Source organism: Mitsuaria sp. BK041, assembly GCF_014193085.1.
Taxonomy (GTDB): Bacteria; Pseudomonadota; Gammaproteobacteria; order Burkholderiales; family Burkholderiaceae_C; genus Roseateles.
The window spans coordinates 830,451-853,034 of record NZ_JACHYT010000002.1 but is presented as its reverse complement, the minus strand read 5'-3'; the positions used below and the strand labels follow the sequence as shown (position 1 = coordinate 853,034).

Annotated in this window: 13 protein-coding genes; all 13 read right to left on the bottom strand. The window is 70.6% G+C overall.

Features of this window, described 5'->3' with window-relative positions; translation table 11 throughout:
• Positions 1 to 16: 16 nt before the first annotated feature.
• Positions 17 to 1,717 carry a DUF5597 domain-containing protein gene (locus tag FHT38_RS19590; RefSeq protein WP_183492960.1) on the bottom strand — a complete coding sequence of 567 codons (1,701 nt, stop codon included), beginning with the start codon at positions 1,715 to 1,717 and terminating at the stop codon, positions 17 to 19.
• Between the two features lie 81 nt (positions 1,718 to 1,798).
• The gene (locus tag FHT38_RS19585) at positions 1,799 to 4,837 is read right to left on the bottom strand and encodes a TonB-dependent receptor (protein WP_183492959.1); all 3,039 of its coding nucleotides are present in this window, start codon (positions 4,835 to 4,837) and stop codon (positions 1,799 to 1,801) included.
• A 149-nt stretch (positions 4,838 to 4,986) separates the two neighbouring features.
• Complete coding sequence (gene xylA / locus FHT38_RS19580) at positions 4,987 to 6,303, bottom strand: xylose isomerase (protein ID WP_091727597.1); 1,317 nt, start codon at positions 6,301 to 6,303, stop codon at positions 4,987 to 4,989.
• A 101-nt stretch (positions 6,304 to 6,404) separates the two neighbouring features.
• On the bottom strand, positions 6,405 to 7,889 hold the full coding sequence (gene xylB, locus FHT38_RS19575) for a xylulokinase (RefSeq protein WP_183492958.1): 1,485 nt from the start codon (positions 7,887 to 7,889) through the stop codon (positions 6,405 to 6,407).
• Positions 7,886 to 9,208: an ROK family transcriptional regulator gene (locus tag FHT38_RS19570; RefSeq protein ID WP_175538349.1), complete on the bottom strand. Its 1,323-nt coding sequence runs from the start codon at positions 9,206 to 9,208 to the stop codon at positions 7,886 to 7,888. Before FHT38_RS19570 ends, xylB begins: the two co-directional genes overlap by 4 nt.
• 104 nt (positions 9,209 to 9,312) lie before the next feature.
• On the bottom strand, positions 9,313 to 11,148 hold the full coding sequence (locus FHT38_RS19565) for a glycoside hydrolase family 9 protein (RefSeq protein WP_255488865.1): 1,836 nt from the start codon (positions 11,146 to 11,148) through the stop codon (positions 9,313 to 9,315).
• Positions 11,148 to 13,418 (bottom strand): alpha-xylosidase, encoded by a 2,271-nt coding sequence (gene yicI / locus FHT38_RS19560; RefSeq protein WP_183492957.1) that lies wholly within the window; start codon positions 13,416 to 13,418, stop codon positions 11,148 to 11,150. Before yicI ends, FHT38_RS19565 begins: the two co-directional genes overlap by 1 nt.
• 100 nt (positions 13,419 to 13,518) lie before the next feature.
• The gene (locus FHT38_RS19555; RefSeq protein ID WP_255488864.1) at positions 13,519 to 15,105 is read right to left on the bottom strand and encodes a GH39 family glycosyl hydrolase; all 1,587 of its coding nucleotides are present in this window, start codon (positions 15,103 to 15,105) and stop codon (positions 13,519 to 13,521) included.
• 22 nt (positions 15,106 to 15,127) lie between these two features.
• The gene (locus tag FHT38_RS19550; protein ID WP_183492956.1) at positions 15,128 to 16,762 is read right to left on the bottom strand and encodes a family 43 glycosylhydrolase; all 1,635 of its coding nucleotides are present in this window, start codon (positions 16,760 to 16,762) and stop codon (positions 15,128 to 15,130) included.
• A gap of 181 nt (positions 16,763 to 16,943) precedes the next feature.
• Entirely contained in the window at positions 16,944 to 18,977 is a 2,034-nt protein-coding gene (locus tag FHT38_RS19545; protein ID WP_255488863.1) for an autotransporter, read from the bottom strand.
• A 184-nt stretch (positions 18,978 to 19,161) separates the two neighbouring features.
• Complete coding sequence (locus tag FHT38_RS19540; RefSeq protein ID WP_183492955.1) at positions 19,162 to 20,214, bottom strand: LacI family DNA-binding transcriptional regulator; 1,053 nt, start codon at positions 20,212 to 20,214, stop codon at positions 19,162 to 19,164.
• Positions 20,211 to 21,398 carry a galactokinase gene (galK, locus tag FHT38_RS19535; protein WP_183482661.1) on the bottom strand — a complete coding sequence of 396 codons (1,188 nt, stop codon included), beginning with the start codon at positions 21,396 to 21,398 and terminating at the stop codon, positions 20,211 to 20,213. Before galK ends, FHT38_RS19540 begins: the two co-directional genes overlap by 4 nt.
• 94 nt (positions 21,399 to 21,492) lie before the next feature.
• Positions 21,493 to 22,572 (bottom strand): UDP-glucose--hexose-1-phosphate uridylyltransferase, encoded by a 1,080-nt coding sequence (locus tag FHT38_RS19530; protein WP_183492954.1) that lies wholly within the window; start codon positions 22,570 to 22,572, stop codon positions 21,493 to 21,495.
• Positions 22,573 to 22,584: the final 12 nt, after the last annotated feature.

Below are 22,584 nucleotides of genomic sequence, written 5' to 3'. Positions count from 1 at the left end.
CGCGGTTCCTCGAGGATCAGTAGCGACCGAGCTTGACGCGCAGCACCGTGGGCGTCGCCGGCAGGTTGAGGCCCCAGTCGACCTGGTCGCCGTTCCAGTTGCGCGTGGTGGTCCAGCGGCCGTCCGGGCCGAAGCGGCCTTCCTGCGCGTGGATCAGCATCGTGCCCAGTCCCTTGAACGACGCATCGCCCTCGAAGCGCACGCGGGCGCGCTGGCCGGTCACGATGAATTCGTCGTCGCCGATCTGCGCGATGGCGACGCCGCCGGACGGCTTCGCGGCCGAGGGCGGGACCTCGTCCTTCAGCTGCGGCCAGCTGCGCTCGCCGAATTGCCATTCGCCGAAGCTGACCTTGGCGGTCCAGCCCTTGAGCGCGACCGTCTGCGGCTGGCGGTCGTCGCCTTCGGCCACGCCGTGCGTGCGGCCTTCCAGCGACCATTGCGCCCACTGCGAGGCCATCGGCGCGAAGCTGCCGTAGACGGCGGCGATCGGCGCGGTCATGCGGCGGTCGGTGTAGGGCGAGCCCAGCGGGTAGTTGCTGTAGTCGGCGTAGTCGACGCCGAAGGGCGCGACGCCGATCGCGCCCCGACCCAGGATCGCGTAGTGGTAGCGGGCGTAGGTCTCGGCGTTGCCGATCTCCGGCACCCACAGCGCGTTGTCGCGCCGCTGGAACTGGCCCAGGATGGCCTCGACCTTGGCCGACTCCGGCATGTAGATGTCGGGGCCGACGATGTCGATCTTCGGCGCGGCGGCCTTGTAGATGCCGATCACGTCGTGGGTCGGGCCGCCGCTGGCGAAGTCCGACTTCCACGGCGCCATCGGTGCCAGCGGGTCGCGCAGCGCGTTGTTGACGAACATCGGCAGGTCGTAGGCCTGGCGGCCGGCCGCGGCGATCTCGCCGATGTAGCGCGCGATCGCCCAGCTGTGGAAATACTGCTCGGCGTAGTCGCCATAGACGGCGGACCAGGTGCCCCTGGCCTTGTCAGCCTTGGTGGCCTTGCCGTGGAGCGCGGGGTCGGGCTTCTGCAGCCGCAGCACCTCGGCCGGCACCTCGGCGGCGAAGGCGCGATTCGCGGCGGCGCCATGGTCGCGCGCCAGGCCGTAGGTGCCGACCTCGTTCTGCACCTGCACCATGATCACGGTGCGCTGCGCTTCGTCCACCTGCTTCAGGTGGGTCATCAGCGCGACGAAGGCGCGCTTGTCCGCCGCCAGCGTCTCGGCACCGAAGGGCGACAGGCAGTAGCTCGGCTTGCCCTGCGCATCGAGCATGCGCGGGAAGCGGGTGTTGTTCAGCTTGACCCAGGCCGGCGCGTACTGCGGGCTGGTGTTCTTCCAGGTCGCGAACCACAGCAGCGCGACCCGCACACCGCGTTCGCGCGCCTGCGCGAGCAGGGCGTCCACGAAGGAGAAATCGAAACGGCCCTCGACGGGCTCGACCTGCTCCCAGGCCACCGGCACGACGACGGTGTTGGCCTTGGCATCGGCCATCGCCGGCCACACCTGCTGCAGCGCCTCGACCGAGTTGCTCGAGTTGTGCACCTGCGCGCCCAGCACCAGGAAGGGCTTGCCGTCCACCAGCAGCGCATGACGCCCGTCGCGCTCGACCAGCCGCGGCAGCTCCGCGGCGGCGGCGGTGCCGGCGAGGGCGGCGGTCAGGGCCGCGAGCGTCGCCAGCACGGCGGCGCGGACACGGTGGGCGGGGCGGGAGCGGGGCGTCATCCGGGACAGTCCTTTCCTTGACGGCCCCGGCCGGGCGCGCGGGCGCCGCAGCCGGGGCGGAGGGAACGAGGCGTCAGGGCCTCAGAAGCTCATCCGGGCGGTGAGCGTGTAGCGGCGGCCGGTGTCGAACCAGGCGCGGCCCATGGTGCCGATGTGCTGCTGCATCAGCTGCTTGTAGGTCGCGTTGGTCAGGTTCTGCGCCTCGAGACCGAAGGTCACGTGGTCGTTGAACTTGTAGTACACGCCCGCATCCAGCTGGCCGTAGGCATCGGCCCACACCGGCAGGCCCCAGGCGACGTTGCGCTGGCCGTTGGTGCTGCTGTCGGGGTTGGTGTCGGTGCCGTCGCCGCCCTGCGTGCCGTTGACGTTGACCGCCTGCAGGTACTTCGAGCGCCAGCTGTAGGCCAGGCGCGCGGAGATGTCGCCGCGGTCGTACAGCAGCGCCAGGTTGTAGGCGTTCTTCGACAGGTTCTGCAGCGGCAGGTTGCCGAAGGTGCGGCCGTCGGTGTCGCAACCGTTCAGGTTGAGGTTGAGGTTGGCCGCCGAGTTGCCGCCCGAGCAGTAGGCGCTGTTCACCGGGTTGTACAGCTTGGTCTTGCTGTCGACGTAGGTGTAGTTGGCCTGGATGCCGAAGCCGGCCAGCCAGCCCGGCAGACTGTCGAAGTAGGTCTGGAACGCGAGCTCGAAGCCGGTGGCGCGACCGCGGGCGCCGTTGATCGGGCCGGTGACGGTGAAGTCCTGGAGCTGGCCCGTCGCGTCGGGGATCTGCTTCAGGTAGGTCTGGTTGATGATGATGTCGCTCAGCCGCTTGTGGAACGCGGCGAAGGTCAGCGAGCCGGTGCGGCTGAAGTACCACTCGGCCGTCGCGTCACCCTGCGTCGACTTGATCGGCTTGAGCATCGGGTTGCCCGAGGCCGTGCCGGTCTGCGTCACGTTGCTCACCACCGTCTGGCCGTTCGTCGTCGTCGAGGTGAAGTCCTGCGACATCGTCGTGTAGGCCTGCAGCTGGCTGAAGTCGGGCCGCGAGATGCCCTTGCCCAGCGCGAAGCGGAACTGCAGCTTCTCGCTGGCCTTCATGCGCAGGTTCAGGCTGGGCAGCGCATTGGTGTAGGTGTTGTTGAAGGTGCCCGCTTCCGAGAAGTTGGGGATCACCGGCACCGGCACGCCGGTCGCGCCATCCGGCACCTGCTTGCCGGTGAACACGGTGTAGCCGTTGGCGCGCGACTGGGTGCGCACCAGGCGCAGGCCGATGTTGCCGTCGACCGGGAAGCGCCAATCGTCCATCGCGAAGCGCAGCTGCGCGAACGCGGCCTGGGTCTTCTCATGCTGGTCGTTGGTGCCGGACGGGTCGGTGCCGAAGGAGGCCGGCGCCCACGGCGTGCAGGACGAGGTGTCGCCACCGTGCTGCTCGGCGCACAGGATGTCGTGGTACTTGTGCAGCGCGGCGTAGCTGTCCGGATACCCCGAGGTGGTGGAGACCGTCGGGAAGATCAGCGACGGCACCGAGGCCTTGCCGCTGAAGAAGTTGTTGAAGTTGTGGACGTAGGTATCGGCGCTGAAGCGCGGATCGTTCAGGAAGGCCAGGTGGTTGATGTCCCAGCCGATCTGCCAGGGCTGGGAGATCGGCGACCAGTTGTAGCCCGGCACCGTGTTGGTGGTGGTGGCGTCGCGCTCGGTGAAGCGCACGCCGAAGCGCAGGTCCTGCAGGAAGCCCTCGTCCTTGAACTTGTAGCGGGCATCGCCCTTCCAGGCCTTCTCGGTGGCCTTGGACTTGTCCTTGTGCTCCATCGTGAAGGCCCAGTAGTAGTTGGCCGGATCGACCAGCGCCGCGCGTTGCGCGTCGCTGAAGATCAGTTGCGGCCGACCGCTGCGCATGTCGATGGTCTCCTCGGGCATCTGCACGCCGGTGGCGACGGTGGAGTCGAAGCTGTCGGTGGTCGCGCGGATGTACTGCAGGTCCGACGAGAAGGACCACTGTTCATTGGCGCGCCAGTTCAGCTTCCAGGCCAGGTCCTGGGTCTCGGAGTTGCGGTAGGCGCTGCGGGTGTCGGCGCCGAAGTTGATGCCCGAGCCATCGTTGTTGGTCAGCGTGCCGTAGAGCAGCTGGCCGTTCTTGCCGAACTCGCCGTTGGCGACCTGCAGCTTGTAGGGGTCGGACTGGGCGAAGATGGCGCGCTCGTCCCACTGCATCCGGTACTTGCTGCGGAAGTAGGTCAGGCTGGAGTCGACGTCGTCCTTCTTCCACTGCAGCGCGCCGTACAGGCCCTGGCGCTTGCGGTCGAATTCCAGCGTGCGCCACTGCGAGCCCTTGGGGATCCACAGCGTCGTGTTGGGATCCTGGCCGACCACCGCGTCGGTGCGCGGGTAGTAGGGCTCGACCTGGAAGGCGTCGGTGCGGGTGCCGCTGCGCGAGCTGGCGATGTTGACCAGCGCGCCGAACTCGCCCAGGTCGGTCTTCCAGCGGTTGCTCACCATGCCGGAGACGCTTGGCGAGGATTTCTCCTTCAGGTCCGAGTAGGTGGTCTGCAGCGACAACGCTGTCTTGAGGCCGTCAAAGTCGAACGGCATCGCGGTGCGCAAGTTGACCAGGCCACCGATCGAACCTTCGATCTGCTCGGCGGAGGGGTTCTTGTAGACGTCGACCGCGGCCATCAGTTCGGGCGGCACGTCCTCGAAGTTGAGCGAGCGGCCGCCGTTGGCGGAGAACGAATCGCGGCCGTTCATCTCGGAGCGGACGTAGGTCAGGCCGCGGATGCTGATGCCGGAGCCTTCGACCGAGAAGTGCTCCGGGTCGCCCTTGGCCATGGTGCGGTCCATGGTGACGCCGACGATGCGCTGCAGCACCTCGGTGACCGAGCGGTCGGGCAGCTTGCCGATGTCGTCGGCGACGATGGAATCGACGATCTCGTCGGAGTTCTGCTTGATCTTCTGGGCCGAGCTCAGCGCGGCGCGCTTGCCCGAGACGACCACGGTCTCGATCTGCGCTTCGGGCTTGGGGTCCGGCTTGGGGGCGGGCGCGGGCGCCGTCTGGGCGAAGGCGATGCCGGCGGCCAGGCCACCGAGGAGGACGGCCGCCTGCGCGGCGGCGACGGATACGGCGGTCCGTTGGCGATTGCTCATGATGTCTCCAGTCTGTTAGGTGCGGGTCCGCTCTGACGGCGCGACCTCGGGCGGGGAGGTGGACTGCTTGGGCTCGGGAACGGGGAAGGACGGTCGGGATCGGGGATCGGCGGGGACCGCTGGACGACGCGGTCCGCCGCGGCCGGCGCTCAGCCGGCGAAACGGTTGACGAGGTTCTCCAGGTACTCCTGCCGGCCGGATCGCGGCGCGACATCGGTGTTGCGGGCCAGCACGCGATCGGCGAGCTGGTCCAGGGGCACGCGGCCATCGAGGATCTCGCGCGCCGCCGGCGTGTCCCAGCCGGCATAACGCTGCGAGACATGGGCGGCCAGGCGGCCGTCGACGATCATCTGCTCGGCCACCAGCAGCGCGCGGGCGCAGACGTCCATGCCGCCGACGTGGCCGTGGAAGAGGTCCTCGGCGTCGATGGACTGGCGGCGCACCTTGGCGTCGAAGTTGAAGCCGCCGCTGCCCAGGCCGCCGGCCTGCAGGATGTGATAGATCGCCAGCGCCAGCTCGGGCACGTTGTTGGGGAACTGGTCGGTGTCCCAGCCCAGCTGCGGGTCGCCGCGGTTCATGTCGATGCTGCCCAGGATGCCCAGCGCCGCGGCGGTGGCGATCTCGTGCTCGAAGCTGTGGCCCGAGAGCGTGGCGTGGTTGGCCTCGATGTTGACCTTGACTTCCTTCTCCAGGCCGTAGCGGGTCAGGAAGCCGTAGACGGTGGCGCTGTCGAAGTCGTACTGGTGCTTGGAGGGCTCGCGCGGCTTGGGCTCGAGCAGGATGGTGCCCTTGAAGCCCTTGCGGTGCTTGTACTCGACGACCATGTTGAGGAAACGACCCATCTGGTCGAGCTCGCGGCCCATGTCGGTGTTGAGCAGGGTTTCATAGCCTTCGCGGCCGCCCCACAGCACGTAGTTCTCGCCGCCCAGGCGCATCGTCGCGTCCATCGCGTCGCGCACCTGCAGCGCGGCCAGACCGAAGAGCTCCGGATCCGGGTTGGTCGCGGCGCCGGCCATGAAGCGGCGGTGGCTGAACAGGTTGGCGGTGCCCCAGAGCAACTTCATGCCGGTGCGCTGCTGGTGCTCGCCCAGCACGTCGACCAGGCGCAGCAGGTTGTCGTGGCTTTCCTTGGGCGTGGCGCCCTCGGGGGCGACGTCGCGGTCGTGGAAGCAGTAGTAGGGCGCGCCCAGCTTCTCGAAGAATTCGAAGGCGGCATCGGCCTTCTGGCGGGCCAGCTCCATCGGCGAGCCGCCCTGGAACCAGGGGCGCTCGAAGGTGCCGCCGCCGAACGGATCCAGGCCGTTCCAGCAGAAGCTGTGCCAGTAGCAGACCGCGAAGCGCAGGTGCTCGGCCATGGTCTTGCCCAGGACGATGCGGTCCTTGTCGTAGTGGCGGAAGGCCAGGGCCTCGTCGGTGGCGGGGCCTTGGTAGCGGATCGGCGCGATGTGGGAGAAGTAGCTGTTCATGGGACTGACTGCGGAGCGGTTCGTTGCGGGGCCGGGGCCGGGCCATGGCTGGCCGGGCGCGCGGGCGGATTCATTGATTCAAGGCGACGGCGCGTCCGGACTCAAGGCCGGAGCGACGGCAGGGCGCGCAAGGGCGCGTAGAGCGATCGGAAGACGGCGAGCCGTCGGGCGAGCACGTCCCGCCGCGCGGGCGAGGGCGTGCAACGGTCGGTGATGGGGGGTGGCGGGCAGGATTCGTCGACGCCGGCGCCCGCGGCCATGCGGCCCAGGCGCGCGGCGCCGAGCGCGCCACCGGCGTCGGCGTCGGCATGGCGGACGATCTCGACGCCCAGTGCGTCGGCCATCAGCTGCGCCCAGAAGCGGCTGCGCGCGCCGCCGCCGACGATGGAGAGCTGCGCCACGTCGGTGCCGGCCGCGCGCAGCGCCGCCAGCCCATCGGCCATGCCGAAGGCCACGCCCTCGAGCACCGCGTAGCCGGCATGCGCGCGGCGCGTCTCGTGCGTCAGGCCGTGGAAGGCGCCGGTCGCGAACGGGTCGTTGTGGGGCGTACGCTCGCCTGCCAGGTAGGGCAGGAAGACCGGCGCGGCGGCGAGTTCGTCCTCGCCCAGCGCTTCGATCTCCTCGAGCAGTTCAGCCTCCGTCGTGCCGCTGAGCTGGCAGAACCAGCGCAGCGCGCTGGCGGCCGTCAGCATCACGCTCATCTGGTGCCAGCGCTGCGGCAGCGCGTGGCAGAAGGCATGCACCGCGGAGGCGGGGTTCGGGCGGAAGCGGTCGTTGACGACGAACAGCACGCCCGAGGTGCCCATCGACACGAAGCCGCTGCCCGGCGCGGTGGCGCCGATGCCGATCGCGCTGGCCGCGTTGTCGCCGGCGCCGCCCGCCACGACCACGTCGCGGGCGACGCCCCAGGCGTCGGCCAGCTCGGCGCGCAGCACGCCGGAGGGCGCGTTGCTCTCGACCAGGCGCGGCATGTGCGCGCGCGTCAGGCCGGTGGCGGCCAGCAGTTCATCGGACCAGTCGCGGCGCGCCACGTCCAGCCACAGCGTGCCGGCGGCGTCGGACGGATCGCTGACCTTCTCGCCGGTCAGCAGCAGCCGCAGGTAGTCCTTGGGCAGCAGCACGCTGCGGACGCGGTCGAAGCGTTCCGGCTCATGCTTGCGCACCCACAGCAGCTTGGGCGCGGTGAAGCCGGGCATCGCGAGATTGCCGGCGATGGCGTGCAGGTTGGGCGCGGCGGCGGTGAGTTCGTCGCACTCGGCGTGGCTGCGGCCGTCGTTCCAGAGGATGGCCGGGCGCAGCACCCGGTCCTGGCCGTCGAGCAGCACGGCGCCGTGCATCTGGCCCGACAGGCCGATGCCGCGCAGCCGCGCGAAGGCGGCCGGCGCGCTGCCGCGCAGCTGCTCGATCGCGCGGGTGGTGGCGGTGGACCAGTCGGCCGGGTCCTGTTCCGACCACAGCGGCGCGGGCCGCGACACGGTCAGCGGTGCGGCCGCGCGGCCCACCACGGCGCCGCTGCCGTCGATCAGCAGCAGCTTGAGCTCGGAGGTGCCGAGGTCGATGCCGAGGAAGGTGTCGTCGCGGCTCACAGTGCGGCTTCCTGGTCCTGGCCTTCGCTGTCGGCCGGGGCCGTGGCGTTGGCGCGCCCGACGCCGATGGTCGGCAGCTGCGGGCGGGTGACGCGATGACGGGCCAGCGCCGCGGCGCCGGCGGCCACCGCGTCGGCACCGAAGCGCGAAGTGCGGACCGGCGTCGGCGAGAGGCCGGCGGCGGTGGCGTAGTCGTTGAGCGTGGTCAGCGCCGGATCGAGGAAGGCGTCGCCCAGCTCGACGACGCTGCCGCCGAGCACGATGCAGGCCGGGTCGTAGGCGGTCGCCAGGTTCTGGAGCAGCACGCCCAGGTAGCGGCCGGCCGATTCGACCGCCTTGGCGGTCTTGCGGTCGCCGTCGACCAGGCGGCCGCGGATGTCCGGCAGGGAGTGCGGGCCCAGTTCGGCCGCTTCGTCCGGACGCAGCATCGCGCGCATGCCGATCAGCGCCTCGGCGCAGCCGCGCCGGCCGCAGGAGCAGAGCGGGCCGTCGATCTGCAGGATCATGTGGCCGATCTCGCCGGCAAAGCCGCGCGCGCCGGTCAGCAGCCGGTCGCCGACGATCACGCCGGCGCCGACGCCCTGGTTGATCGAGAGGTACAGCAGCGGATCGGCGGGCGCGCCGGCGTTGAATTCCATCTCGCCGAGCGCGGCGACGTCGGCCTCGTTCTGCAGGTAGAGCGGGATGCCGGAGAGCGGGCCGCCGTCGAGCTTCTCGCTGAGCAGCTGGCCGACGGCCAGGTCGTGCCAGCCCAGGTTGGGCGCGAAGTTCAGCACGCCGCGCGCTTCGTCGACGCCGCCGGGCAGGCCGACGCCGATGCCGATGATGCGCTGCGACGGATCGAGCTGCGCCCGCACCTTCAGCAACACCGTGGCCAGCACGCCAAGGCAGGCCTTGGCGCTGCGGCTGGCGCCGTAGGCGGACACCGCGCGGGCGCGCACCTCGCCGGTCAGCGTGGTGGCGACCACGCGCACGCCGTCGATGCCGACCTCGGCGCCCAGCATCAGCAGGCGGTCCGGGCTGATGAACAGCGGGGTGGGGCGCCGGCCCAGGTCACCGGTGGCCACGACGCTGCTTTCCATCAGCCAGCCCTCGGCGATCAGCTCGCGCACCAGGCTGGTGATCGTCGACTTGGTCAGGCCCACCTCGAGCGCCAGGTCCGCCCGGGACAGGCCGGGATGCACGCACAGGTGGCGCACCAGGGCCATCCGGTTGATGGACTTCAACAGCTGTTGGCCACCACTGGCGTCGGGTTGCATGCGCGTCGTCTCCTTGTCTGTCTTGTAGAGGTCCACGCGTATCGCGTATCGCGTGTCCATGGCATTGATATTAGTTGGGGCGCCGAACGAATAAAGAGCAGGAAAACACCTAGGGCCCGAAAACATCGACGCGGCGGGGCGACGAGCCCCTCCGCATCGGCCCCTCAGCGTGGCGCGCCCAGGACCGCCGCCACGTAGACCAGTGGCGCATTCCAGTTGATGGCCACTTCGTTGCTGGCGTAGCTGCAGAAGTGGTCCAGGTAGGACAACGCCGGCAGCGGCGAGGGGTACGGCACCGGGCAGCCCTTGAGGTCCTGCTGGCCGGCATTGGCCCCGCCGACGACGAAGCCCGGCACCGGCGCGACCACGCCGTCGGCCTCCGAGGGCCGGTGATGCGGATGCATCGGCGAGCGGGTGCCGAAGCCGGTCACCATCGACAGGCCCGTCGGATTGCGGCCCATCACGTAGTCGAGCAGGCCCTGCGCCGCCTGGCGGTAGGCGCTGACGGCCGGTCCGGCGCGCCGGCCGGCGCGCGCATCGCTGTCGGCCGCGGGCGGGCGGGCGGCGTCCAGGCGATCGGCCTGCAGCAGCACCATGGCCTGGTTCAGCGCATTGGAGTTGCTGCCCCAGTTGAAGTCCTTCTCCTCCAGCGCCACGCCCCAGGCGGAGGCCTTGCCCTTGGCGACCAGCGCGTCGGCCAGCTCGCGAACGCGGCGCTCGATCAGCGCGCGGTCCGCGGCGGGGCCCAACTGGTCGCGGTGGGCCGCGAGCGACATCCAGGCCAGACCGCGCACGTCGCCCCAGGACGGCACCGTCATCGTGGTCTGCGCCGGCTTCATCGCGGCGTAGAAGGCCTCGTCGCCGGTGGCGATGTAGAGCTCGGCAGCGGCCCAGGCGAACTCGTCGTCCAGCGTCGGATCGCCGTAGTCGCCGGTGTGGATGTCCGGCGGCTGGCGGTAGATGGCGTCGGGATGCGCCTGCGCCCAGCCCCAGGCGGCGCGCGCGGCGGCCAGCATGCGCGCGGACAGGCCCGGGCGCTCCCGCTCGAAGTCCTTGAACACGCGGCTGCCGACGGCCATCACCGCGGCGAAGTCCAGCGCCGCGGCGGTGCTCTTCTGCACGACGACGCGATCGCCGGACGTCGTGGCCGCGTCCGGCATCACGACGCCGTCGAAGCCCGGATTGGTCAGCTTGTGATAGACGCCGCCATCGTCCGGATCCTGCATGGTCAGCATCCAGTCGAGGTTCCAGAGCGCCTCGTTGAGCACGTCAGGCAGCCCGTTGCCGCTTTCAGGCAGGCCCACCTTCAGCGCCCGCATCCGGTCGGGCATCTGCTCGTAGCTGGCCAGCAGCGTGTAGACGGTGATGCCGGAGTTGACGATGTACTTGTTGTAGTCGCCGGCGTCGTACCAGCCCTTGGGGCTGCTGATGACGTCGCCGGTCTTGCGCTTCGGTCCGGCGGCCGAGGCATGGATCAACACGCGCGTGTCCGGATGGCCGGCGGGGCGGGCGAAGGGGCCGGCCAGGTCTGGCGTCAGCGCGATGCCGGCCCGGTTGAAGTAGAACGCGCGGATCGCGCCGGCGGCCAGGGCGTCGTAGGCGCCGGGGGCGATGGTGAACGGATCCGAGTCGGGCAGGCCCGCGACCCGCAGCCGGTAGCGACCGGGCTTGGTCACCGCGCTGAAGTCGGCGATCCGGACCTGGCTGCGCGACGGCGCCCACAGCGCGGCGGCGCCCAGCGGCCCGGTCCAGGCGGACCGGCCGCTGTCGTCATCGATCAGCTGGAAGCGCTTGGCCGCGCCGGCGGGCACGGTGGCCCGCTTGGCGGCGGTCGGCAGGTAGCCGACCTGGTTCACCTCGATGCGAGGCGTGGCGGCGGCCTTGCTCGTCTCCGTCGCGGCCGGCGTCTTCGTGGCGTCGCCGGCCTGCGCGTACACGGCGGTGGCGCCCATGCCGACGATCGCCAGGCCCGCCAGCACGGCCAAGGTCCGGGTGCGCATCACTGCGCGCTCCAGTCGAGCGAAGAGCCGGCCTGCACCGGGCTGCGCACGCCGTCGACCTCGATCGCCCAGTCGTGCAGCGCGCCCTCGACAATACGGACGCGATAGCCCTCGCCGTCGCGGGTCACCGTGCCGCGGGCCGCGATCGTGCCGTCCACCGCGGCGACCACGAAGGGCGCGGTCGCGCCCTTGTCCAGCGCGAAGACCCGCAGCACCACGCCGCGCGCGTAGTCGTAGTCCGGGCGTTCGGTCTCCTGGCCCCAGGGCAGCACGGTGTTCGGCGCGACGTAGAGCGGCAGGCTCATGAAGTCGTGCGTCTCCCGGCGCCAGCGGCCGCCGTCGACGACCTCGCCGCTGAGCAGGTGGGTCCAGCGGCCCGCCGGCAGGTAGACGTCGACCTCGCCGCTGTCGGTGAACACCGGCGCCACCAGCAGCGCGTCGCCCAGGTGGAACTGGCGGTCCAGGGTCGCGCAGGCCGGATCGTCCGGGAACTCCAGCACCGGCGCGCGCATCGTCGGCACGCCGGTCTCGCTCGCGGCGATCGCGGTCGCATAGAGGTAGGGCATCAGCTGGTGCTTCAGGCGGGTGAAGCGTTGCAGCACCACGCAGCTTTCCTCGTCGACCAGCCACGGCACGCGGTAGAAGCTGCTGCCGTGCAGCCGGCTGTGCGAGGACAGCAGCCCGAACTGGATCCAGCGCTTGTAGACGGCCGGCGGCGGATTGCCCTCGAAGCCGCCGATGTCGTGGCTCCAGAACGCGAAGCCGCAGGACGTCAGCGAGAGGCCGCCGCGCAGGCTCTCCGCCATCGATTCGAAGTTGGACCAGCAGTCGCCGCCCCAGTGCACCGGGAAGCGCTGGCCCGAGGCGTAGGTCGAGCGCGCGAAGACGACCGCGTCGCTGCCCTGCACCTCCTGCAGCAGCTCGAAGACGGCCTCGTTGTATTGCAGCGCGTAGAGGTTGTGCATCTCGACCGGATCGGAGCCGTCGAAGTAGACGACGTCCTTGTCGGGGATGCGCTCGCCGAAGTCGGTCTTGAAGCAGTCCACGCCCATCGCCAGCAGCCGGCGCAGGTGGCCCTGGTACCAGGCCTTGGCGGCGGGGTTGGTGAAGTCGACGATGGCCATGCCGGGCTGCCAGAGGTCGGTCTGCCAGGTCAGGCCGTTGGCGCGCTTGATGAAGTAGCCCTCGCGCACGCCCTCGGCGAAGAGCGGCGAGCGCTGCGCGACGTAGGGGTTGATCCAGAGGCTGATCTTCAGCCCCTTGGCGCGCAGCCGCGCGAGCATGCCCTCGGGATCGGGGAAGCCGCGACGGTCCCATTCGAAGTCGCACCACTGGAACTCGCGCATCCAGAAGCAATCGAAGTGGAAGACGCTGAGCGGCAGCTCGCGGCGCGCCATCTCGTCGATGAAGTGCGTGGCGGTGGCCTCGTCGTACTGGGTCGTGAACGAGGTCGTCATCCACAGCCCGAAGGTCCAGGCCGGCGGCAGCGGCGCGCGGCCGGTCAGCTCGGTCAGGCGCGCGACGGCGGCCTTGGGCGTGGGGCCGGCGACGACGCAGTAGTCCAGGGTCTCGCCCTCGCGGCTGAACTGCACGCGCGAGGTCTTCTCCGACGCGACCTCGAAGGACACCGGGCCGGCCTCGTTGACCAGCACGCCGTAGCCGCGGCTGCTCAGGTAGAAGGGCACGCTCTTGTAAGCCTGCTCGCAGGCGGTGCCGCCGTCCTTGTTGGTGTTCTCGACGGTCTGGCCGTTCTTGACCCAGGGCGTGAAGCGCTCGCCCAGGCCGTAGACGTACTCGCCCACCGCCAGCGTCAGCTGCTCATGGACGTAGTTGGCCTTGCCGGCCCATTGCAGGTAGCCGAGCGAGCGCCAGTCGCTGCGCGTGAGCACCTTGTCGCCCTCGCGGAAGGTCAGGCCGTAGCCCTCGCCCTTCTTGACGTCGACCGACAGCGGACCGGAGGTCACGGTGACGAGCTTGTCGGTCTCGGTGACCTGCAGCGCCGGCGAGGTCGCGCCGACCATGGGCACGTGCAGCCGCGGCGGCTGCGAGGCGCTGAAATGCTCGACGCTGACGCGGATCACGCCCGGCAGCGGCGAGCGCAGCGTGACGGTCAGCGTCGGGCCCTGCAGCGTGTCGCCGCGGTGCTTGATGGGGCGCGTGGTGACCAGCAGCACGACGCGGTCGTCGTGGACGTCCACGGCATAGGTCTCGGTGGCGTAATGGGCCGAGACGCCAGGCTGCAGCAGCCATTGCCCGTCGGTGAACTTCATGGGGATCCTTCTCGTCTTCCTGTCGGTGACTCGTCATGGCGGCCGTTGGCGGCCGCCGGTCTGCATGCGAGCGGCGCCGGCGCGGCGCCGCTTCATCGTTTCATCGCGCGGCCGGCTCCAGCGTCACCAGCACCACGTCATGCGAGCGCATCGGCACCGTCTCGCGATGGCGGCCGTCGCGCCCGACGCGCACGGTGCGCTCGCGCTCCGGCTTGTCGGTGGTCAGCGCCTGCAGCTTCGCCAGTTGCTCGGCGGACAGGTTGCCCGGTTTGCCGAGTTTCAGCCAGGCGGTGTACGCGTCGTTGGCCTCGAAGCCGACGCGGTACTGGCGCAGCGTGTAGACGCCGGGCTTGAGGCCCTGCCAGCGCAGCGTGGCGGGGGCGAGCTTCGTGGCCGGGAGCACCTGGGTGAAATAAGGCCGGTTGCTGGTCTGCTGGTCCGGCAGCCGCCAGTCCCAGACCAGCGCGGCGACCTTGCCATCGTCGACCGCGGCAAGCGCGCTGCTGTCCTTGAGCGGCACGTCGCGGCCGGTCAGCTGCTTCAGGTACTTGTAGGCGAAGTAGGCCGGCTTGCGCACGCCTTCGCGCGTCAGCAGGCCGAAGCCGCCGTGGAAGGGGGTGGGCGGCGGACCGGGCTCCTCGAACAGGTCGCTGTAGGTCCAGTAGCTCATCGCCTGGGCGTAGCCCCGCGTCAGGCGCAGCTTCTCCAGGATGTAGGGCGCGCTGAGGTAGGCGTCGTGGACGGGATCGCGCGGGTTGTAGCTGGCGCTCCACTCGGTGATGTAGAGCGGCAGGCCGGGGAAGGGCGAGGCTTCGATCTCGCCGCGCACGCGTTTCACGTCGCCGATGATCGTGTCCGGCGAGCGCGACAGCTTGTTGTCGTCCTGGCCGAATTCGTCGAGGAAGCCGCCGTCCACGCCATAGGTGTGGGTGGTGACGAAGTCGACGGGGACGTTCTTCTCCTTGCAGAAGGCCAGGAAGGGCACGACCCAGGCGGCGCCCGCGGTCGCCGGACCGCCGACCTTCAGCTGCGGATCGACCGCCTTCAGCGCCCGGGCGCTGCGGGCGTAGAGGTCGAAGTAGGCGGTCTGGTCGGCGCGTTCCCAGAAGCCATCGAGGTTGGGCTCGTTCCAGACCTCGAAGGGCCATTGGCGCACTTCCTCGGCGCCGTAGCGCGCGATCAGGTGGCGCGCGAAGGCGTCGACCAGCGCGACCCAGGGCTCAGCCTGCGGATGCGAGGTGTTGCCCTTCCAGTAGAAGATGGTCTGCGGCGAGGTGGCCATCGCGTCCGGCGTGAAGCCGAGTTCGACGAAGGGCTTGATGCCCTTGGCCAGCAGCGCGTCGTAGAGCGTGTCGATGCGGCCGAAGTCGAATTGGAGACGGCCGTCGGCGCCTTTGGTCACGGTCTTCAGCGCGTCGTGGAAGATCGCGTGGAAGCGGATGGTGCGGAAGCCGAGCTCGTCCACGGCGGTCTTCAGCTGGGCCTGGCTGTCGTCGCGGATCAGGGTGCCGGGGAAGTCGGCGCCGACGGCGTAGTCGAAGCTGCGGTCCACCGGGCCGGCGGCCTGGCGCAGGTCGACTTCGATGGCGCGGCCGGGCTTGGCGGCCGGTCCGGCGCTCCAGGCGGCCATCGGGGCCAGCGCGAGCGTCAGCGCGGCCATCTTGCGTCTCGAGAGGGTGAGCGACATGGGTTGAAGTCCGGAAGAAGGTTCAGGCGGGAAGCCCGCGGTAGCGGAAGCGGCGGAAGCGCACCTCGCCCTGGCCGGCGCTGAACAGCGCCAGCTTCAGGCTCAGGAAGCCGCCGAAGACGTTGTGATGGAAGCCCGAGACCTCCATCTGCCAGGGGTGTTGCGTCCAGTCCTTGCCGTCGGGCGAGGTGTGGAAGGTGACGACGTTCTCGCGGTTGGTGAGCCGCAGGTGCAGCACGCGCGGCCCGGTCGTCGCCGGCAGCTTGTGCCGCATCCAGCCGATCTCCTGGCTGTAGTTGTAGGTCAGCATTTCCTGCGCGTTCGCGCCGATGCCGGCGAAGCCGCGGCCGTCGTAGAAGAGCGCCAGGCCGCCGTGGGCGTCGCCGGGGATCTCCATCTCGACGCTGGCCTCGTAGCTGCGGTCGCCGACCAGGCAGGTCAGCGGCGAGCAGTCGGCCAGCGAGGTCCCCTTGGCCTTCAGGACCAGGCTGCGGTCGCGTCGCGAGACGCGTTCGCCGTCCTTCGCGTCGGGCGCGAAGAGCGTCCATTGGACGCCCATGCGGTCGGTGCTGAAGTCGTCGGAGAGGTCGAAGCCGGCCGGCGAGGGCCGACCGCCGCGCGGCTTGGGCAGCGGCCGCGCGAGCGTGCCGCCGCGGGCCTTGAGCCAGCCGTCCTTCGTCCATTCGACCGGCTCGAGCAGCGTCTGGCGGCCCAGCGTGCGCATGCCGTTCTCGTAGCCGTGATAGACCATCCACCAGTCGCCGGCGGGGCCTTCGACCACGCTGGCGTGGCCGCGCGACCACCAGGGTTCGTCGGCGCTCTGGGTGCGGACGATGGGGTTGTGGGGCGAGTCCTCCCACGGCCCGTGGATCGAGCGCGAGCGGGCCAGCGTCACCATGTGGCTGGTCGGCGCGCCGGAGGTGCCGCCGACGGCGGCGATCAGGTAGAACCACTCGCCGCGGCGGAAGATCTTCGGGCCCTCGGGGGCGAACATCTCCACCACCCAGTCCTTGGGGTACTGCCAGGGCGTGTAGGCCGGCTCGAGCTGGCCGATGGTGGACAGGCCATCGTCGCTGAGGCGGATGCGGCGCACGCCGTTGACGAACAGGTAGCGCTTGCCGTCCTCGCCGACGGCGTGGCCGGGGTCGATGCAGTCGCCCAGGTGGAGGTCCACCGGATCGCTCCAGGGGCCGCGGATGTTGTCGGCGTGGATGACGTAGATCTTGGAGCCGTTCTCCTGCATCGCGGGGATGTAGATGAAGTAGCGGCCGTCGTGCTTGACCAGGTCCATCGCCCAGACGGCGCCGATCGGCTGTTTCAGCGCGGCGGTGATGGGGGTCCAGTTCACCAGGTCGGTCGAGTGCCAGATCACGACGCCCGGGTAGGAGGTGAACGAGGAGAAGGTCAGGTAGTAGTCGCTGCCGTCCTTGAGCAGCGTGGGGTCGGGGCGGTCGCCCGGCACGATGGGGTTGCGGTAGGTGCCGTTGCCCAGATCGGCCTTGCGCTGGCCTTCGCGGCCGATGCCGAAGGACGGCGGGCGCGAAGAGGCGGTGGGGGGCGCGGAGCCGGTCGCGGCGGGGGCCGAGGCCGCGAGTCCGGCGCCAGCGACCGACGCGAGCGCCGCACGGACGGCGCCGCGCCTGGTGAGAGTCGACATTCTTTTTGTCTCCTTGCCGGCGGTCGCCCTGCGGGGCGATCTGGTTCAGGCCAGCTTGGATAAGGATGTTAGTTCGCGCGCTGCACTAATTAACTAGAGCTAACCCTGTGCCGGGGTGGCATCGCTCGAGGCCAGCGGCCGCAGCAGGAAAGGGCTCTGCCGGGCAACTGCGTTGGCCTGATCACTGCACCGTGACGAAGAAACCTGTGCCGTCCTGCCCGCCGACCACGTTCGCACCGTTGCTGACGATGGCGCTGAACGCACCGCTGATACCGCCAGCAGCGCTGATCAGCACGAGCTTCTGTCCCTTCGCGACGTTGCCGCTGAAGTTCAACGTCAGCGTGCCACCCAGCACGGCCGCGCCGGCGACGCCGAGGTGGTCATGGTCGACGCCCGGCGTGGCACCGGCCACCGCGAGCGTCAGTTGACCCGCCGCGCCCTGCTGGAAGCTGCCGCCCACCGTGAGTTCGCGTTGCCCGCTGACCAGCGCCAGCGCCGCGTTGTTGACGACATTGCCGGTACCCATCGCATTCGCGCTCCCGGCCAGCGTGGTCCCGCCGCTGAGCGTCGTCGCGCCGCTGTAGCTGTTGTTGCGCAGCGTGAGCGCCGCGGCGCCGCTGTGCGTGAGGCTGCCGCCACCGCTGATGTTGGACAGCGTGATCGCGGTCGTCGTGTTCTGGACGATGAGCTGGCCGTCGTTGACGATGGCGTTGCTCGCCGCGCCGTTCGGCGACTCGGCCGTCAGCAGGCTGGCGTCGCCGCTGTAGGTGGCCTGCAGCACCGTCGACTTGCCGCTGGTCGCATTGACGGTGATGTAGCGCAGCGGCACCGGCGTGCCGGTGCCCAGGCGCAGGATCGCGTTGGCACCGATGGTCGTGGTGCCGTTGTAGTTCTGCGGCTGCGCGAAGGTCACGTCGTTGCCCGGCGTGGCCATGATCCGGACGTTGCCCGAGCCCACCGAGCCATCCCGGTGCGGGCCGCCCCCGCCGCCGGTGATGCCGACATGCAGCGTCACCGGCCCGTTGTAGTTGAACGCCAGCGTGCCGCCCCGCAGGTTGATGTAGGCGTTCTTCTTGCCCAGCGGCGGGTCGACCTCCGCGGGCGAAGGCGCCGACGGCAGGAAGAAGTTGGCATGCGTGCCGTCGCCCCACTGGACCGTGCCGGCGCCGCGTTCGATATTGATGCCGCGGTAGCTGGCGTCGTTGCCGTTGGGCGAATTGGCGCCGCCGCGGTAGATCGTCTTGGCGAAGTTCAGCTCAGGGTCGCTCAGGCCCGGATTGACCAGGTTGGGCACGTTGTGCGGGCTGTTGTCGGTGTGGCTGTAGACGCCGGACATCACGATCGTCGACGGACCGATCGCATGGAAGTTGATGTCGTTGCCGAAGGCCGCCTCGTAGATGTTCTGCGTCACCGTGACGACGCTGCCCGGCGGGCTCCAGACCAGCCAGGAGCCCTCGTTCAGGACCGCCTTCGCATTCGACAGCGAGGCGGCGACATGGTTGCTGCCGAAGTCCTGCCCCGCGGCCAGCGACAGCACGCCCGAATACGAACTCACGCCGCCCGACGAGTTGCCGCCCCAGACGCCGGGCGCCTGCACGATGCTGCCGCTGCCGCTCACCTGGCCCAGCAGCACGAACTGCGCGCTGCTGATGACGAGGGTCCCGTTGTTGAGGATGTTGTTGAGGTTGATCTCGCCGTTGATGGTGCTCGCGCTGTTCTTGCTGTCCGAGGTGGCGATGACGTTGGGCGAGCTGTCGGCGCTGGTGTTGGTGCCGATCTGGAAGGTGACGCCCGGATCGATGGTCAGCACCGGCGGGTTGGTGCCGGCGATGGTGAGCGCGTAGCCGGCGCCGGGGTAGGTGGTCTTGGTGACGACCTGGACCTGCCGCGCGACGGGCAGCGTGAAGGTGCTGGTCCGCGTGATCACCAGCGTGCTGGTGGCGGCGGTGGACAGGCGCAGCGTGCCTTGGCCGCTGATGACGCCGGTGTAGGTCGTCGTGCCCGAAGGCAGCTTGATCACCGAATCGCCGGTGAGCGTGATGTCGCGGTTGGCGAGCACGTCCGCGGTGATGTCGGCCGCTGCGCCCACGGCACTGGTGTCGTCCACCGCCGACGGTCCGCCGTCGGAGCCGCCGCCGCCGCAGGCGGATGTGAGGACGGCGCAGCCGACGATCAGGAATTCGCGCCGGCTGGCGCCTTGGAGGACTGAACTCAAGCGGGCTCCCGGGTCGGCGCTGCGAAGTGCTGGGCATTCTGTCGCAAGGCCGCCGCGGAGATATCACCAATCCGTCACGAGTGGCAACCGGCCCGCGAAAACCCGATCCGCACCGTGACGTGGCCGACGCGCGGCGCCGTCGAGAGAGTGCCGAGGGGGCGCCGAGAAACCTCAATCGGCGCGCTCAGTCGGCGCGGCCCGTGCCGCCGGGGGCACCGCCGTGATGCGGCTTCGCCGTCGACGCCCGCACGACCAGCCGCGGCGTCTCGGTCACCCGCATCGGCGGCGCATGGTCCGGCGACGCATCGATCTCCGACTGCAGCAGCTGCACCGCCAGCGTCGCCGCTTCCGCCGTGGGCATCGCCACGGTGCTCAGGGCCGGGCGCATCTGGTGCGCCAGCTGGATGTCGGTGACGCCGATCACCGACAGGTCCCGCGGCACCTCCAGGCTCAACTCCGCCGCCGCCTGCAGCACGCCCAGCGCGGGCAGGTCGTTGGTCGCGAACACCGCCGTCAGCCCGGGCTCGCCCGCCAGCAGGCTGTGCGCGGCGTTGCGACCGTCGTCGATGGTGTCGTGGCCGTAGCGCAGGCAGCTCGCCGGCAAGGCGGCGCCGGCCTGCGCCATCGTGTCGAGGAAGCCGCGCAGCCGCCAGCGGTGGTTGCCGGTGGGCTCGCTGCCGCAGACCGCGCCGATGCGCCGGTGGCCCAGTCGCAGCAGGTGCTCCGCCGCGAGCACGCCGGCCTGGTACAGGTCCACCGCCACGCAGGGCAGCGGCGGCGGCTCCTGCGGCCGCTCCCACATGCACAGCACCACCGGCACGCCGCGGCGGCGCAGGTTCTGCAGCGCATCGAGCTGCACGAAGTCCGCGTTCATGACGATCACGCCCTGCGCCAGCGCGCCGCCGATCGCGTCGAGGTAGGCCCGTTCCTGCGCGGGGTCCTCGTTGGTGTTGCACACCAGCAGGAAGTAGCCCAGCTTGCGCGCCGCGCGCTCGACCTCGAGCGCGAACTCCGGATAGAAGGGGTTGGCGATGCTGCTGACGAGCAGCGCCATCGTGTGGGGCTTGCCCTCCACCAGCGCGCGCGCCATCAGGTTGGGGCGGTAGCCCAGCTGCTCGACCGCGGCGAGCACGCGCCGGCGCGTCTCCTCGCCGACCTTGCCGCGGTTGCGCAGCACGTTGGAGACGGTGGCCGCGGTGACGCCCGCGGCCCGCGCCACTTCGACGAGGGTGGTCATCCCGCGACTGTAGCCGCAGCCGCCTCGGCGCCCGGGCCCGCCTCGCACAGGTAGACCAGCGCCGGTTCCCCCTCGGGCGAGCGGTAGCCGTCCTCCAGCGCCCGGACCGCCGCGGGCACCAGCGCCTGGGGCAGCAGCGCGATCACGCAGCCGCCGAAACCGCCGCCGGTCATGCGCGCGCCGCCCGCGTCGCCGATGACGTCCTGCAGCAGCGCCGCGAGCTGGTCGACGGCGGGCACGGTGATCTCGAAGTCGTCGCGCATCGAGGCGTGCGAGGCCTTCATCAGCTGGCCCAGCTGCCGCATGTCGCCCGCGCGCAGCGCGCGGGTGGCGGCGATCACGCGCTCGTTCTCGGTGACGATGTGGCGGCCGCGGCGGAAGGTCTTGTCGTCCAGGCCCGCGGCCTCCAGCTGCGCCAGCGTCGCATCGCGCAGCGCCTTCGCGCCGACGCCCGCGGCCGCCGCCTCGCACTGGCGGCGGCGCTCGTTGTAGGCGCTGTCGACCAGGCCGCGGCGCACCCGCGAGTGCGCGATCAGCAGCGCCGTGCCTGCGGGCAGCGGCACCGGCTCGGTGTCGAGCGAGCGGCAGTCGATCAGCAGCGCATGCCCGGCGCGGCCTTCCGCGCTGGCGAGCTGGTCCATGATCCCGCACTGGCAGCCGACGAAGCGGTTCTCGGCCTGCTGCGCCAGGCGCGCCAGGCGCTTGCCGTCGAGCGTCGTGTCGCCCGCCAGGCGCTGCGCGGCGCGCAGCAGCCCCAGCGCCAGCGAGGCGGAGCTGCTGAGCCCCGCGCCCATCGGCACGTCACCGGCGATGACGAGGTTCATGCCGGCCAGCGCCGGCAGCTCGGCCGCGAGCTGCGCCAGCGTGCCGCGCACATGGTCGCGCCAGCCGCCGCCGGGGAAATGCGGCGGCTCGGCGCTGAGCGCGAAGCGGTCCTCGGCCTGTTGCTCGTCGAGCGCCAGCGCGTCCACCTGGCCGTCATCGCGCGGTCCGGCGGCGACCCAGGTGTCGCGGTCGATGGCCACCGGCAGCACGAAGCCGTCGTTGTAATCGGTGTGTTCGCCGATCAGGTTGACCCGGCCCGGCGCGCGCGCGAGCACCGTCGGCGCGGCGCCGTGGCGCTCGGTGAAGGCACGCACGACGGCGAGCGCGGTGGGCGGGAGGTCGGTCGGGGCAGAGGTCATGGCAGGCGGTGGCAAGCGGGGACGCCGATCGATCGAGGGGACTCGGTCATCAGCGCCAGGTTGAAAGGGGCGGTCGTCGCGGCGCCGGGCAGGCTCAGCGCTGGCGGTAGTGGGTGGACGGCTGCTCGCGCAGCCGCGCGGCGGCCTGCTCGGGCGTGAGGTCGCGCTGCGCCTCCGCCAGCAGCTCGAAGCCGACCATGAACTTGCGCACCGTCGCACTGCGCAGCAGCGGCGGATGGAAGTGCGCATGCAGCTGCCAGTGCGGCGACGCCTCGGCCTGGGCGCCGGTGGGCGCGCCATGCCAGCCCATCGAGTACGGGAAGCTGCACTGGAACAGGTTGTCGTAGCGGATGGTCAGCGCGCGCACGATGGCCGCCAGGCTGGCCTGCTGCGACGCGCTCAGCTGGTCCATCCGCTGCACGGCGAAACGCGGCAGCAGCAGCGTTTCGAACGGCCATTCCGCCCAATACGGCACCAGCGCGAGCCAGTCGTCGTTCTGCACGACCACGCGCTCGCCGCCGGCCTCCGCGCGCGCCACCGCCAGCAGCATCGGCTCGCCCTGGGCGGCCAGCCAGTCGCGCTGCAGGCGGTCCTCGCGCGCCGGCAGGTCGGGCACGAAGTCGCTGGCCCAGACCTGACCATGCGGATGCGGGTTGGAGCAGCCCATCATCGCGCCCTTGTTCTCGAAGACCTGCACCCAGCGCCAGCGCTCGCCCAGCTCGCGCGTCTGCGCGGCCCAGCAGGCGACGACCTCGCGCAGCGCGGCCTCGTCGAGCTCGGGCAGGCTGCGGCCATGGTCCGGCGAGAAGCAGATCACCCGGCTCGTGCCGCGGGCCGGTTCGGCCTGGAACAGGCCCGCCGCCGCCGCCGGGGCGCCGCCCGCGTCCGGCGCCGGCACATCGGCCATCAGCGCGGGGAAGTCGTTCTCGAAGACGAAGGTGCCGGTGTAGGACGGGTTGACCTCGCCGTTGATGCGGGTGTTGCCGGCGCACAGGTAGCAGCCCGGGTCATGCGAGGCGCGGAGTTCCAGGTCGGGGCTTTCGGTCTGGCCCTGCCACGGGCGCAGGCTGCGCTGTGGCGACACCAGCACCCATTTGCCGGCCAGCGGATTGAAACGGCGATGCGAGTGGCGGTTGCGGTCGAAGGCCGCGGAGACTTCGGAAGAGGTGACCATCTGGGAGCGGGC

Bases quoted from the DNA above. Each gene is read 5' to 3' on its own strand.
- FHT38_RS19590 (WP_183492960.1), bottom strand. From the start codon at position 1,717: ATGACGCCCCGCTCCCGCCCCGCCCACCGTGTCCGCGCCGCCGTGCTG.
- FHT38_RS19585 (WP_183492959.1), bottom strand. From the start codon at position 4,837: ATGAGCAATCGCCAACGGACCGCCGTATCCGTCGCCGCCGCGCAGGCG.
- xylA (WP_091727597.1), bottom strand. From the start codon at position 6,303: ATGAACAGCTACTTCTCCCACATCGCGCCGATCCGCTACCAAGGCCCC.
- FHT38_RS19570 (WP_175538349.1), bottom strand. From the start codon at position 9,208: ATGGACACGCGATACGCGATACGCGTGGACCTCTACAAGACAGACAAG.
- FHT38_RS19565 (WP_255488865.1), bottom strand. From the start codon at position 11,148: ATGCGCACCCGGACCTTGGCCGTGCTGGCGGGCCTGGCGATCGTCGGC.
- yicI (WP_183492957.1), bottom strand. From the start codon at position 13,418: ATGAAGTTCACCGACGGGCAATGGCTGCTGCAGCCTGGCGTCTCGGCC.
- FHT38_RS19555 (WP_255488864.1), bottom strand. From the start codon at position 15,105: ATGTCGCTCACCCTCTCGAGACGCAAGATGGCCGCGCTGACGCTCGCG.
- FHT38_RS19550 (WP_183492956.1), bottom strand. From the start codon at position 16,762: ATGTCGACTCTCACCAGGCGCGGCGCCGTCCGTGCGGCGCTCGCGTCG.
- FHT38_RS19540 (WP_183492955.1), bottom strand. From the start codon at position 20,214: ATGACCACCCTCGTCGAAGTGGCGCGGGCCGCGGGCGTCACCGCGGCC.
- galK (WP_183482661.1), bottom strand. From the start codon at position 21,398: ATGACCTCTGCCCCGACCGACCTCCCGCCCACCGCGCTCGCCGTCGTG.
- FHT38_RS19530 (WP_183492954.1), bottom strand. From the start codon at position 22,572: ATGGTCACCTCTTCCGAAGTCTCCGCGGCCTTCGACCGCAACCGCCAC.